At 74.0% G+C, this 13407-nt stretch carries 13 protein-coding genes; 3 read left to right on the forward strand and 10 right to left on the reverse strand.

What is annotated here, in order from left to right; translation table 11 throughout:
• Positions 1–159: 159 nt before the first annotated feature.
• The 3 genes from rplT to infC all read right to left on the reverse strand — a co-directional run bounded on the left by rplT (position 160) and on the right by infC (position 1607).
• Positions 160–543: a 50S ribosomal protein L20 gene (gene rplT, locus C4J65_RS04795; protein ID WP_003977226.1), complete on the reverse strand. Its 384-nt coding sequence runs from the start codon at positions 541–543 to the stop codon at positions 160–162.
• A gap of 98 nt (positions 544–641) precedes the next feature.
• Complete coding sequence (gene rpmI / locus C4J65_RS04800) at positions 642–836, reverse strand: 50S ribosomal protein L35 (RefSeq protein ID WP_003977225.1); 195 nt, start codon at positions 834–836, stop codon at positions 642–644.
• A 114-nt stretch (positions 837–950) separates the two neighbouring features.
• Positions 951–1607 carry a translation initiation factor IF-3 gene (gene infC, locus C4J65_RS04805; RefSeq protein WP_115746300.1) on the reverse strand — a complete coding sequence of 219 codons (657 nt, stop codon included), beginning with the start codon at positions 1605–1607 and terminating at the stop codon, positions 951–953.
• A gap of 383 nt (positions 1608–1990) precedes the next feature.
• Here infC and C4J65_RS04810 point away from each other — a divergent pair, with 383 nt between their 5' ends.
• Positions 1991–2356: a DUF1844 domain-containing protein gene (locus C4J65_RS04810; protein ID WP_115741251.1), complete on the forward strand. Its 366-nt coding sequence runs from the start codon at positions 1991–1993 to the stop codon at positions 2354–2356.
• Positions 2357–2377: 21 nt separating this feature from the next.
• On the opposite strand, the gene C4J65_RS04815 is transcribed toward C4J65_RS04810, so the two are convergent.
• Positions 2378–3109, reverse strand: a complete 732-nt coding sequence (locus C4J65_RS04815) for an SseB family protein (protein WP_115741252.1) — start codon at positions 3107–3109, stop codon at positions 2378–2380.
• A 119-nt stretch (positions 3110–3228) separates the two neighbouring features.
• On the opposite strand from C4J65_RS04815, the gene C4J65_RS04820 reads away from it, so the two are divergent.
• Positions 3229–4188 (forward strand): serine hydrolase, encoded by a 960-nt coding sequence (locus C4J65_RS04820; RefSeq protein ID WP_162833027.1) that lies wholly within the window; start codon positions 3229–3231, stop codon positions 4186–4188.
• 16 nt (positions 4189–4204) lie between these two features.
• On the opposite strand, the gene mycP is transcribed toward C4J65_RS04820, so the two are convergent.
• On the reverse strand, positions 4205–5386 hold the full coding sequence (gene mycP, locus C4J65_RS04825; protein WP_115741254.1) for a type VII secretion-associated serine protease mycosin: 1182 nt from the start codon (positions 5384–5386) through the stop codon (positions 4205–4207).
• Positions 5383–6843 carry a hypothetical protein gene (locus C4J65_RS04830; protein WP_346265861.1) on the reverse strand — a complete coding sequence of 487 codons (1461 nt, stop codon included), beginning with the start codon at positions 6841–6843 and terminating at the stop codon, positions 5383–5385. The genes mycP and C4J65_RS04830 overlap by 4 nt, the downstream gene beginning before the upstream one ends.
• 672 nt (positions 6844–7515) lie before the next feature.
• On the opposite strand from C4J65_RS04830, the gene C4J65_RS04835 reads away from it, so the two are divergent.
• On the forward strand, positions 7516–8724 hold the full coding sequence (locus tag C4J65_RS04835) for an amino acid deaminase/aldolase (protein WP_115741255.1): 1209 nt from the start codon (positions 7516–7518) through the stop codon (positions 8722–8724).
• A 54-nt stretch (positions 8725–8778) separates the two neighbouring features.
• Here C4J65_RS04835 and C4J65_RS04840 read toward each other — a convergent pair whose 3' ends face one another.
• From C4J65_RS04840 to glnA4, 4 genes are all read right to left on the reverse strand, one after another.
• Positions 8779–9744, reverse strand: coding sequence for a DUF2510 domain-containing protein (locus tag C4J65_RS04840; RefSeq protein WP_115741256.1), 966 nt, complete (start codon positions 9742–9744; stop codon positions 8779–8781).
• Between the two features lie 37 nt (positions 9745–9781).
• Positions 9782–10564 carry a 3-oxoacyl-ACP reductase gene (locus tag C4J65_RS04845; protein ID WP_115741257.1) on the reverse strand — a complete coding sequence of 261 codons (783 nt, stop codon included), beginning with the start codon at positions 10562–10564 and terminating at the stop codon, positions 9782–9784.
• Positions 10561–11940: an aldehyde dehydrogenase family protein gene (locus tag C4J65_RS04850; RefSeq protein ID WP_115746302.1), complete on the reverse strand. Its 1380-nt coding sequence runs from the start codon at positions 11938–11940 to the stop codon at positions 10561–10563. The genes C4J65_RS04845 and C4J65_RS04850 overlap by 4 nt, the downstream gene beginning before the upstream one ends.
• 64 nt (positions 11941–12004) lie before the next feature.
• Positions 12005–13363, reverse strand: a complete 1359-nt coding sequence (glnA4, locus tag C4J65_RS04855) for a gamma-glutamylethanolamide synthetase GlnA4 (protein WP_115741258.1) — start codon at positions 13361–13363, stop codon at positions 12005–12007.
• Positions 13364–13407: the final 44 nt, after the last annotated feature.

Consider the following 13407-nt stretch of genomic DNA (forward strand, 5'->3'; position numbering starts at 1 on the left):
TCGTCGTGGACTGCGACGCGCCCCACAGGGGCGCGGGGAACTGCGCGACCGGCCACAACGAACCTGGGGCAGACAACGAACCGAACAACACCAACCGAAGGGACCCGCAGGCTCCAAGCCTGCGGGTCCCTTCGACAACCGGCTGAAGCCGGCGCAGCGTCACGCCGCCTTCGGCGCGTTCACATCGCTCGGCAGCGCCTTCTGCGCGACCTCGACGAGCGCGGCGAACGCGTTCGGGTCGTTGACGGCCAGCTCGGCGAGGATCTTGCGGTCGACCTCGACGTTGGCGGCCTTCAGGCCCTGGATGAAGCGGTTGTACGTGATGCCGTTGGCGCGGGCAGCGGCGTTGATGCGCTGGATCCACAGCTGGCGGAAGTCACCCTTGCGCTTCTTGCGGTCGTTGTAGTTGTAGACCAGCGAGTGGGTGACCTGCTCCTTGGCCTTGCGGTACAGGCGCGAACGCTGACCGCGGTAGCCGGAGGCCTGCTCGAGGATCGCCCGGCGCTTCTTGTGGGCGTTGACTGCCCGCTTGACGCGTGCCACTTGTTAACTCCTTGTAGCGGGGCCGCGGTCGTTCCTCACGCGGCCCGGTGTCGAATGGGTCCCGGTCCTGCCGTACGGCGCTCAGTGGCGCCCGTACGTCACTTGCCGAGAAGCTTCTTGATCTTCGCGGCGTCGCCCGGGGCCATCTCGGCGTTGCCGGTGAGGCGACGCGTCACGCGGGACGACTTGTGCTCGAGCAGGTGGCGCTTGCCGGCGCGCTCACGCAGCACCTTGCCGGAGCCGGTGATCTTGAAGCGCTTGCTGGCACCGCTGTGCGACTTGTTCTTCGGCATAGCGCCGTTCTCTCCTCGTCGGTGGCGCTCCGGTGCCCGGTCGTGAAACCGGGCACGGTTGGAGCGTCGCTCTTGTATCGGGTATGTGTCCTGGGGACTGGCGGTCCCCCGGGGTCACGCTTCGGCAGGTGCCTCGGCCGGGGCCTCGGCGTCCTCGACCTCGTCGGCCTCCGCGGCGTTCTGCGACTTGCCGGGGTTCGCCTTCGCGTCCGCCTTGCGCGCTTCCTGCGCCTGGCGGGCCTCGGCCATCGCCTCGGTCTTCTTCTTGTGCGGACCGAGGACCATGATCATGTTCCGGCCGTCCTGCTTCGGGTTCGACTCCACGAAGCCGAGGTCCTGGACGTCCTCCGCGAGACGCTGCAGCAGTCGGTAGCCGAGCTCCGGCCGGGACTGCTCGCGACCACGGAACATGATCGTGATCTTGACCTTGTCGCCCTGCTTGAGGAACCGGACGACGTGACCCTTCTTGGTGTCATAGTCGTGCGGGTCGATCTTCGGCCGGAGCTTCATCTCCTTGATGACCGTGTGCGCCTGGTTCTTGCGCGCCTCACGGGCCTTCATGGCCGACTCGTACTTGAACTTCCCGTAGTCCATGAGCTTGCACACGGGCGGACGGGCGTTCGCCGCGACCTCGACGAGGTCGAGGTCGTACTCCTGCGCAAGCTCCAGGGCCTTGGCAAGCGGGACAATCCCGACCTGCTCGCCGCTGGGACCGACAAGTCGCACCTCGGGAACGCGAATCCGGTCGTTGATGCGGGGCTCGGCGCTGATGGATCCTCCTCGGTAGCACCACGCGACGGTCTGGCGGACAGCCGCGTAACGTCTGTGTTCGATAGACCTAACCGCGCCGGCGCACAAAAAATGCCCCGGACGATCACAGGCGGGGCTCCTCGAACTGCTACCGGAGCACCGCCGCGACGGCCGCGGGGCGCGATTTCGGGCTGGTCACCGCCGTGGGACGGGACCGCCTGACCGGTGACCCGCCGTCCGGAGGACGGCCAGGTGGGAGTTCGAAGCCTCCACTTGTGGGCCGGATCCGCTGCCGTGGGCGGGCGTGTCCGACCGGTCGTTACACAAGGTTAGCAGCTCGGCGGGGCAAGGGCTAACCGAGTCCGGGTGGGGCCCGCTCCCCCGCTGCGCCTATCGTGTGCGGCATGAGTGAGACCCCTGCTGAATCCTCGGCGAATCCCGACTTCGACGCCATGACCCGCGACATCGCCGAGGTCCCCGCGGTCGAGGTGATCGTGACGGTCGCCGTCAACCTGATGAGCGCGGCCGCCGTGAAGCTGGGCCTGACCGAGGAGGGCGAGGACCACAAGGACCTGGACGAGGCCCGCAAGCTGGTGCACGCGCTGGCCGGCCTGCTGGACGCCACCGCGACCGAGATCAGCTCGTTCCACGCGGCGCCGCTGCGCGACGGTCTGAAGTCGCTCCAGCTGGCCTTCCGCGAGGCCTCGCTGGTCCCGGACGAGCCCGGCCAGGGTCCGGGCGAGAAGTACACGGGCGCGGTCTACGGCTGACCGCCGCCCGTCCGACCCGGGCTATCCCCGCAGGTACAAGGGCTCGCCCGGCGGCGTCGCCCCGGCCGGCAGCAGTGCCAGGTCGAGGCCGCGCACCAGGCGGGCCCTCAGCGTGTCGTCGGCGGCCAGCCGCTCGGCCACGGCGCGCGCGGCCCTCGGCGCGTCGGAGTCCGGGTCCAGCACCAGTGCGAGCGTGCCGTCGGCCCGGCCCGGTCCGAGGTGGGCCCGCAGCACGGCGGGCTCGTCGGCCAGGACGGCGCGCACCGCCCCGGCCACGGCCGGGTCCGCGAGCGGGTCGGTCGTCGCACGCCCCTCGGCGAGCGCCAGCAGCACCGCTCCGGTCAGCTCGAACGGCACCGGCCCGGCCAGGTCCAGTACGACGGTGTCCGCCTTCTCGTGCGCGGCGGCCTGCAACGCCTGGTGCACGGGTACGGCGACGGGGCGGGCCGCGGGGTCCCAGCGGGCGAGCGACTCGGTGGACGTGAACGCGGGGAGCGCGGTGCGGTCACCGGCCTTCAGGGTCGGTACGGCCATGTCGCTGGTCTTCTCGCGGCGCAGCCCGTTCTCGTCCTCCTCCACCTCACCCAGCACGGCGACGACGGGCACGAGCAGCCGGGCGCCCTTGAGCGCCGCCAGCACGGGGGCCACGGCGGCGCGGTCCTCGGCCCAGGCGGCGAGCGCGGCGCTCAGCCGGGGGTCGGCGGTGCCGTCGTCGTCGGAGAAGGCGGAGTCGGGGATGTTCTTGTTCGCCACGGTTCCCGACCCTACCGGGGCGCGGGTACGGCGCTTCTCACCGGCCTCTCAGGGATCTCTCACCCGGATGTGACCTCCGCCAAAGGACCCGCACAGGCACCGCCCGGACCATCGCCGCCATGGCATCCTCCAGAGCCCGGCGGGCCCGGCGGCACCCCTCGCGGATACGGCCCGCCCTGCTCGCGTTCGCCGTCCTCGGCGCCACGGTCACCGGCGCCGCGTACGGGCAGGGCCACGCACGCCCGGGTGCGGGCGGCGCCGTATCGTCGTCGGCCTCGGCACCCTCGGGCGGGGAGGCAGCGGTGGAGACGGTCGAGCCGGTCGAGCCGGTGGTGGACGGTGACGCGCGGCTGGCGGCGGCCATGGCGTCGGTGCCGGTGCCGGACGGCGCCGAGGTGTCGGTGGCGGTGCTGGACCCGGACTCGGGCGCGGGCGCCGCGTACGGCACGGGTGCCTTCGAGACGGCGAGCATCGTCAAGGTCGACATCCTGGCGGCGCTGCTGCTCCGGGCGCAGGACGCGGGACGGTCGCTGACGGCCGCGGAGAAGTCGTACGCCGCCGCGATGATCGAGAAGAGCGACAACGACTCGGCGTCGGCACTGTGGCGGGCGATCGGGACGGCCGACGGACTCGACGCGGCGAACGAACGCCTCGGGCTGACCGGCACCGAGGGCGGCGACGGCCCGCTGTGGGGGCTGACCCGGACCACCGCCGCCGATCAGGTCGCGTTGTTGCGGCAGGTGTTCGTGGCGGACGGCTCGGCGCTGAGCGGGGCCTCACGCGCCTATGTGCGCGGGCTGATGGAACGGATCGCGGAGGGTCAGCGGTGGGGTGTGTCGGCGGCGGCCGACGCGGCCGGTGGGACGGCCGGTTCGGGGTGGGCGCTGAAGAACGGCTGGCTGCGGCGCAGCACCACCGGGCTGTGGGTCGTCAACAGCATCGGGCGGGTGGCGAGGGGCGGCCACGGCTGCCTGGTGGCGGTGGTGTCGCGGGGCAGCGGTACGCAGGCGGCGGGGATCTCGCTGACCGAGGCGGCGGCGCGCGCGGCGGTGTCCGCGGTCACGGGCGACCCGCCCTAGGAACCCGTCCGGGTGGTCAGAAGTCGTCGTGGCGTTCGCGGCGGCCCCGCCACAGGACCACGGCGGCGACCACCAGGACGCCGCCCGCGCCGCCGGCCAGCGGGGCGGCCCAGGCGGAGGTGTCGTCGTCGGAGGCGGGGGCGTCCGGTCCGGTGCCGAAGTACTCGTCCCCGTACGACGCCGCCCTCAGGCCCTCCGGCTTCAGCCGTCCGGCCGCCTCGATGGCGGCGGCCGGGTCGACGAAGCCGAAGCCCCGGGAGTCGTCGCGGCCCTCGGCCGGGGCGTTGCGGGCGGTGTCCTCCAGGACGGACTTGACCTGGGCCGGGGTGAGGTCCGGGTGGGCCGCCTTCACCAGGGCGGCGGCCCCGGAGACGAAGGCGGAGGCGGCGCTGGTGCCCCAGCCCTCGTAGTAGCGGTGGTCGGGGTCGGCGATGATCACGTCGACGCCTGGGGCACTGACCGTGGCGTACCAGCGGCGGGTGGAGAAGGAGGCGCGGGTGCCGTAGCGGTCGACGGCGGTCGCGGCGATCACACCCGGGTAGGCGGCCGGGTAGGAGATGTGGTCGCCCTTCTCGCCGCCGTTGCCGGCCGAGGCGACGACGATCACGCCTTTCCTCAGGGCGTACTGGATGGCCTCGTCCTCGGCCGGTTCGGGGTGGGCGGAGGCGGAGTCGTCGCCGAGGGAGAGGTTGATGATGTCGGCGCCGTGGTCGGCGGCCCAGCGGATGCCCTCGGCCAGGGCGTTGCCGCGGGTCTTGCGGGCCTTCGCGCGGGACGGGTCGCCGTCCTCCAGGATCACGCGGAGGGGGAGGATCCTGGCCTCCGGGGCGATGCCCATGACGCCGTCGGTGTTGCCGGGGCCGTGTCCGTGACCGGCGATGATCCCGGCCATGGCGGTGCCGTGCCGGGCCCAGGAGCGGTCGCCCTCGCTCGCGCCGAAGCCGACCAGGTCCTTGCCGGTGAGGACGTTGCCGGCCAGGTCGGGGTGGTCGGCCTCGACGCCGGTGTCCAGGACGGCGACGGTGACGCCCGCGCCCTTGGTGGTGCGCCACGCCTGCTGGGTGTGCATGGCGTCCAGGGCCCACTGCTGGGCGCGGATGCCGTCGGCGTGCGCGGCGGGCGCCGGGGCGAGGACGAGGGCGGCGGCGAGGAACAGGCTCAGGGCGCCGGTCCTGCGGCGGATGTCCGCGGGGGTCACGAGGGGTGCTCCGTGGGCGCGCCGACGTGTCTGCGCAGGGCGCGTTCGACGCGGTCGGCGAGGCCCTGCGCCTCGTGGCCGAGACCGGCCTGGGCGGGCGCCGACGCGGCACCGGACTCGATGGCCTCCTCGGCGGGTTCGGGTTCGTCGACGGTGCGGCCGTCGGCCCAGCCGGACACGGCGTAGACGACGACGGGGGCGTCGGTGAGGACCGAGACGGTCCACGATCCCCGCTGGGGTGCGCCGAAGCCCTCGGCGACCGTGTCCTTGGCCGCGTAGGGCAGGGGCATGAGGTCGTCCCGGCGGCCCAGGCCCTCCTTCTCGAACCGGCCGGCCAGCGAGGTCATGGCGGCGGCGTCGGCCTTGGTGAAGAGCAGGCCGACAGTGGTGACGTGGCTCTGGGTGGCGTCGGTGTAGGTGGCCCGCAGCAGCCGCGAGCAGCCGACCGGGTCGAGCACCTTGGCGAGGAGCCGGTCGAAGGCGCCCGCGCAGCCGCCGTCCGGGGCGACCGCGACCCGCGTCCAGGTGCGGTCGGCTCCGCCGGGGCCGGCCCCCTTGCCCTGGACGGTGGGCGGGAACAGCTGGTCGACGGGCACGCTGTGCCACAGGTCCCCGGCCTCGGTGTACGCACTGCGCGCGCCCTCGTCCCCGGAGTCTCCGGCGAGCCAGCTGCCGGTGACGGCTCCGGTGAGGAGCCCCACGCCGAGCACGAGACAGACGGCCGCGGCGACGACCTGCGGCCGCGGGCGCCCGCCGAGCGGCCGCGGCCGGGCCAGTCCGTCGTACCCCTCGGGCTCGCCGAACGAGACCCGGGGCCGCGCCTCGTACGGGGTGCTCCAGGAGAGGGCGGGGTCGGGGGTGGCCGGGGCCGCCGTGCCGGAGGGCGGGGCGGGTGTCGTGTGTGACGCGTGGGGTTCCGTGCGAGCCGACGGTTCCGCGGCCGGCGTCGTTCGCGGCTCCGGTTCCGGGTCCGGCGGGACCGGGCGCAGTCGGGCGGTCGTCTCCGTCGGGGTCTCCTCGGGAGCACCGGGACGGCGCGGCGGTGCCTGCGGTACGCCGCCGCGCGGGGCGTCACGGCCGACGGTCGGCGCGGTGTCGGGGAAGCGGGCGGAGGCACGGGGCGGCGGGGCCGCGGGGTCGGCGGACCGGGGGACGCCGAGCCGGAATCGCGGGTGGCGGGCCCGGACACCGGAGCCTTCGGCGTTCCCGTCCCGGGCGGGACCGAAGGCCGCGTCGGGGCGCGCCTCGGGCTTCGCGGACTCCGGGCCGCCGCGCTCCCCCGGCGCCCGTGCCGGGCGGGGCGGGACGCCGGGACGGGGCGGGGTTCCCGGACGCGGGGGCGCGGCGGGGCGGGACGGAGCCGACGGGTGGGTGGCGGTGTCCGGGCCGGACTCCGGGCGCGGCGGCACCGCACGGCGAGCCGTGGACTCCGGGTGCGACAGGCTGGGGCGCGGCACCGCGCCGGAACCCGGCGGGGACGCCGGCGAATCCGCCGCGGAAACCGCCGGTCCCGCCCCGGGGCCCGGGGCGGGTGCAGGGGTCGGGGCGGGTGCTGGGGTCGGGGCAGGCCCAGAACCCGAGGCAGGCCCAGGATGCGGGGCAGGCCGAGGATGCGGGGCGCGAGCAGGGGCGGAGACAGGAACCGAGGCAGGCCCAGAACCCGAGGCAGGCCCAGGATGCGGGGCGCGGGCAGGGGCGGAGGTGGGCGCAGGAACCGAGCCAGGCCCAGGAGCCGTTGCGGGCGCAGGGGGCGAGGGGGGCGCGGAGTCCGGGCGGGGCGGTGTTTCGGGGTGCGGGGGGAGGGAGGCGCGGCGCGCTTCCGTGCTCATGCACCCCCCGTTTCCTCGGGCCCGGCCCGTTTCTCCGACACGGGCCGGAGACGGTGGTCCTGACCGCGGTCTCCTGCCCGGCCCGGCGCGGAACCGATCCGTCCCGGGCACGCATACCCGCTCGGGGGGACCGCCATCCCGGCGCGGGCTTCTGGGCCCTGCCGCCGGGGCCGGGCCCGCCTTGCGTGCGCGTCACTCTACGGCGTGACCCCGCCGGAGGGGGAACCAGTCCGCGCGCCCGTGGCATTGGCCCGGATCGTCCCCCTACCCTGCGGTAATCCTGTCTGGCAGGCTTCCGTCATGACCGCACGCGCCGCCGACCGGGCCCGCTACGACCGGGCCACCGCCCATCTGGACGCCCCCGTGGCGATCGTGGACCTGGAGGCCTTCGACGCCAACGCGGACGATTTGGTCCGCCGGGCCGGCGGGAAGCCGATCCGGGTCGCCAGCAAGTCCGTACGCTGTCGTGCGCTGCTGGAACGGGCCCTGGCCAGGGACGGTTTCGCGGGCGTCATGTCGTTCACGCTGGCCGAGTCCCTGTGGCTGGCGCGCTCCGGTTTCGAGGACGTGCTGCTCGCCTATCCGTCGGCGGACCGCGCCGGGTACGCCGAGCTGACCGCCGACCCCAAGCTCGCCTCCGCCGTGACGGTGATGGTCGACGACGTGGCCCAGCTGGACCTCGTCGACGCGGCGCGCGGGGGCGACGGCGGCGCGGAAGTCGTGCGGGTCTGTTTGGAGTTGGACACCTCGCTGAGGCTGCTCGGGGGGCGGGTGCGGGTCGGGGCCCGGCGCTCCCCGCTGCACTCCCCCGCCGAGGTCGCCGACCTGGCCCGGGCGGTGGCCCGGCGGCCGGGGTTCGAGGTCGTCGGCATCATGGCGTACGAGGGGCATGTCGCCGGGGTCGGTGACGCGGTGGCGGGGCATCCGTTCCGGTCGCGTGCCGTGCGGCTGATGCAGGCCGCCGCGCGCCGGGAGCTCGCCGAGCGGCGGGCGGCCGTGGTGCGGGCGGTCCGCGCCGTGGTGCCCGGCCTGGAGTTCGTCAACGGCGGCGGCACGGGCAGCGTGCAGCACACCGCCGCCGAGGACGCGGTCACGGAGATCGCGGCCGGCTCCGGGCTGTACGTGCCGCGGTTGTTCGACAACTACACGTCGTTCACCGGTCGTCCGGCGGCACTGTTCGCGCAGCCCGTCGTACGGCGGCCGGGCGTCGGGGTCGTGACCGTGCTCGGCGGCGGGTATCCGGCCTCGGGTGCGGCCGGCGCCGACCGGCTGCCGGTGCCGTATCTGCCCGAGGGCCTGCGCTACGACCCCCAGGAGGGCCCGGGCGAAGTGCAGACGCCGCTGCTCGGCTCGCCCGCCGACGATCTGCTGATCGGCGACAAGGTGTGGTTCCGGCACGCCAAGGCCGGGGAGCTGTGCGAGCGGTTCGACGCGCTGCACCTGGTGGCGGGCGACGCGGTGACGGCGACGGTGCCGACCTACCGGGGCGAGGGGCACACCTTCCTGTAGGCGAGGGGCACACCTTCCTGTAGCGGGGAGCCCTCCGCCGGGCCAGTGTCGGTGTCAGTCCGTCGGGCCGATGCCGCTGCCCACGCCGCCGCCGGTGTCCGCGTCGCCGATGGGCCGGATGCCCTTGGTGATCTTGTCCATGCCGGCCAGGGGCGGTCCGTCCTCCCCGGCGTCGAAGACGTAGCGGACGAGGATCGGGGACTCGGTGCCGACGGTGGAGGGGAACACCATCGACTGCACGTAGCCGCCGGGTCCCTCGGCCGTCGTCACCCGCCAGCGGACGTAGTACCCGGCGCGTCCGGCGACCGCGACGGGGCCGGACGCCACCTCCTCGTGGGACTCGACGCCGCCGAAGGGCTTGTTGCCGATCAGGTCGCGGTCGTAGGCGTCGTCGGCCGCGTCCTCGATGTCCTGCTCGGCCAGGACCTTCGGGGAGGACTCGGCGTTCGCCGTGACGGTGCGCGAGACGACGAGGCCGTGCCGGCACACGCTGCCGTCGGCGGGGCAGTCGTAGGTGCCGTCGGTGGTCATCATGACGTCGTCCTCGGCGACGTACTTGGGCCGGACCCAGCCGTCCGGCAGCGGGAAGGTGATGCCGTTGAGCTGGTCCTCGACCAGGGCCGGGTCGTCGGCGGAGGGCTCGGAGGCGGTGGGTGAGGGGGACGGCGGGTCGCTCCCCGGTGCGGGGTCGGTGGCGGTCGCCGTGACCGGCGGGGTCTGCGTCCGCGGGCTGCCGTCGTCGTCCTCGCCCAGCACGAACACGCCGGTGACGATCGCCGCGACCAGCACGGCCGCGGCGGCGGTGAGGGCGACGGCCTTGCCGCGTCCGCCGGTGCCCGTCCCCGGTCCGGGCACCGGACCCGGCACGGGCACCGGACCCGGCACGGGAGCCCGGCCCACCGCCGGCCCGAACCCGACGGGCTCGGGAGCCCGGCGGTGTTCCGTCCAGGCGGTGCCGTCCCACCAGCGTTCCAGGTGCGGGGCCGACGGGTCCCGGTACCAGCCGGGCGGGGGCGTCATGCTCATCCCGGCACTGTAGGACGCCCCGCACGCTGAGCTACAGCGGTGTGACGTACGCCCCGGAGATCCCGCCGTCCACCAGGAAGTCCGTGGCGTTGACGAAGGAGGAGTCGTCGCTGGCCAGGAAGGCGACGGCGGCGGCGATCTCCTCGGCCTCGGCGAACCGCCCCACCGGGATGTGCACGAGGCGGCGCGCGGCGCGCTCCGGGTCCTTGGCGAACAGCTCCTGGAGCAGCGGGGTGTTGACCGGTCCGGGGCACAGCGCGTTGACGCGGATGCCCTCCCGGGCGAACTGCACGCCCAGTTCCCGGGACATGGCGAGGACGCCGCCCTTGGACGCGGTGTACGAGATCTGCGAGGTGGCCGCGCCCATCCGGGCCACGAAGGAGGCGGTGTTGATGATGGAGCCCCGTCCCTGGCGCCGCATGTAGGGGATGGCGGCCTTGCAGCACAGGTAGACGGAGGTGAGGTTGACCTCCTGGACGCGCCGCCACGCCTCCAGGCCGGTCTCCAGGATGGAGTCGTCGTCGGGCGGCGAGATACCGGCGTTGTTGAACGCGACGTCGACACTGCCGTAGGTGTCGTAGGCCGCCGCGAACAGCGCCTCGACCTGCTCGGGGTCGGTGACGTCGGCCTTGACGAAGGTGCCGCCGGTCTCCTCGGCCGCGGCCTTGCCCCGGGTCTCGTCCACGTCGCCGCAGACGACGTGGGCGCCCTCGGAGGCGAGCCTGCGGGTCGCGGCGAGGCCGATGCCGCTGCCCGCCCCGGTGACGACCGCGGTACGGCCGACGAGCCTGCGGCAGACGATGTCTTCGCTCACTGTGCGGGGCCCTCCGTGCTCGATGGGGTGTCGCTGATGAAGACGTTCTTGGTCTCGGTGAACGCGGTCAGCGCGTCCGGGCCGAGTTCGCGGCCGAGGCCGGACTGCTTGAACCCCCCGAACGGTGTCCAGTAGCGGACGCTCGCGTGGGAGTTGACGGACAGGTTCCCGGCGCGCACCGCGCCCGACACGCGCAGGGCGCGGCCGACGTCCCGGGTCCACAGCGAGCCGGCCAGGCCGTAGTCGGTGGCGTTGGCCAGGCGGACCGCGTCGGCCTCGTCCTCGAACGGCAGGACGACGGCAACGGGCCCGAAGACCTCCTCGACGGCCACGCGCGCGCGTGGGTCGACGCCGGTGAGGACGGTCGGCGGGAACCAGAAACCGGGGCCGCCCTCGGGTGCCTTGCCGCGGATGCCGGCGGCGTCGGCGGGGACGTGGGAGCGGACGCGCTCCAGTTGGGCGCGGGAGATCAGCGGGCCCATCTCGCTGTTCTCGTCGGCCGGGTCGCCGACGCGGACGGCCTCGATCGCGGGGGCGAGGAGGGCGAGGAAGCGGTCGTACACGGACCGCTGGACGAGGATGCGGGTGCGGGCGCAGCAGTCCTGGCCGCTGTTGTCGAGGAAGGACATGGGCGTGGCGGCCGCTGCGGCCTCGATGTCCGCGTCGGCGAAGACGATGTTGGGGCTCTTGCCGCCGAGTTCGAGGGTGACGGGTTTGAGCAGTGCCGCGCCCTTGGCGGCCACCCGTCGGCCCACGGCCGTGGACCCGGTGAAGACGATCTTGGCGACGCCCGGATGCTCGACGAGCGCGTCGCCCGCGACCGGTCCGTGCCCGGGCAGCACCTGGAACAGGCCCTCGGGAAGGCCTGCCGCCAGGGCGAGTTCGGCCAGGCGGAGCGCGGTGAGCGGGGTGGTCTCGGCGGGCTTGAGGAGGACGGCGTTGCCCGCCGCGAGCGCCGGGGCGGTGGCCCAGGCCGCGATCGGCATGGGGAAGTTCCAGGGGGCGATGACGCCCACGACGCCGAGTGGTTCGAGGAGCGTGACGTCCACGCCGCCGGCCACCGGGATCTGGCGTCCGGTGAGCCGCTCCACTCCCCCGGCGGCGTAGTCGAGCAGGTCGCGGACGTTGCCGGCCTCCCAGCGGGCGTTGCCGAGCAGGTGCCCGGCCTGGCGGACCTCCAGGCGGGCCAGCTCCTCCAGGTGCTCGTCGACGGTGGCGGCGAAGCGGCGCAGCAGCCGGGCCCGGTCGCCGGGGGCGAGGGCGGCCCAGGCCGCCTGCGCCCGTGCGGCGCGGGCGACGGCGGCGTCCACGTCGGCTGCAGAGGCGGCGGGGACGGTGGCGAGGACCTCTTCGGTGGCGGGGTTCAGTACGACCAGTTCGGACGACTCATGGGACTCGTGGGTCTCATGCGACTCGTGCGACTCGTGCGACAAGTGGGCCTCACATGCGTTCGAAGGAGCGGCGCAGTTCCCAGTCGGTGACGGCGGCGTCGAACGCGTCCAGTTCGACGCGGGCCATGTTGCGGTAGTGGGCGACGACCTCGTCCCCGAAGGCGGCCTTGGCGAGGGTGCTGTTCTCCCACAGCTCGGCGGCCTCGCGCAGGGTGCTGGGGACGTGTGCGAAGTCGGCGGCGTAGGCGTTGCCGGGGCAGGGCTCGGGCGGTTCCAGCCGCTGCTCGATGCCGTGCAGCCCGGCCGCGACCAGGCCGGCCACCGCGAGGTAGGGGTTGACGTCGCCGCCGGGGAGCCGGTTCTCGAAGCGGAGTGAGCGGCCGTGGCCGACGACGCGCAGGGCGCAGGTGCGGTTGTCGTGCCCCCAGGCGACGGCGGTGGGGGCGAAGGAACCGGGCTGGAAGCGCTTGTAGGAGTTGATGTGCGGGGCGTAGAGGAGGGAGAACTCGCGCAGCGCCACCAGTTGTCCGGCGAGGAAGTGCCGCATGACCTCGGACATGCCGGCCTCGTCGGCCATCGCGTTGCGGCCGTCGGCGTCGGCGAGCGAGAGGTGGATGTGGCAGGAATTGCCCTCCAGCTCGTTGTACTTGGCCATGAAGGTGAGGGACATGCCCTCCTGGGCCGCGATCTCCTTGGCGCCGGTCTTGTAGACGGCGTGCTGGTCGCAGGTGACCAGGGCCTCGTCGTAGCGGAAGGCGATCTCGTGCTGGCCGGGGTTGCACTCGCCCTTGGCGGACTCGACGGTGAGGCCCGCGCCGGTCATCTCGTTGCGGATGCGGCGCAGCAGGGGTTCGACGCGGCCGGTGCCGAGCACGGAGTAGTCGACGTTGTACTGGTTGGCCGGGGTCAGGCCGCGGTAGTTCGCGTCCCAGGCGTGTTCGTAGGTGTCCCGGAAGACGATGAACTCCAGCTCGGTGCCGACCTGCGCGGTGTACCCGTGCCCGGCGAGCCGTTCCAGCTGGCGGCGCAGGATCTGGCGGGGCGCGGCGAGCACCGGGGAGCCGTCCTCCCAGGCGAGGTCGGCGACGACCATCGCGGTGCCCTCGTTCCAGGGGAGCCGGCGCAGGGTGGCGGGGTCGGGGCGCATGGCGAAGTCGCCGTAGCCGCGGTCCCAGGAGGACATGGCGTAGCCGTCGACGGTGTTCATGTCGGCGTCCACGGCGAGGAGGTAGTTGCAGCCCTCGCTGCCGTGTTCCAGGACCTCGTCGAGGAAGAACCGCGCGGCGAACCGCTTGCCCTGGAGGCGGCCCTGCATGTCGGGGAAGGCGAGGACGACGGTGTCGATGTCACCGGCGGCGACGAGGGCGTGCAGTTCCTCGACCCCGAGCGGGGGTGTGCGGTCTGCCACGGGGAGAGCCTCCTTCTGGCCGGGAGCCATAAGGTATTGCCGGG

The organism is Streptomyces sp. CB09001 (assembly GCF_003369795.1).
GTDB lineage: Bacteria > Actinomycetota > Actinomycetes > Streptomycetales > Streptomycetaceae > Streptomyces.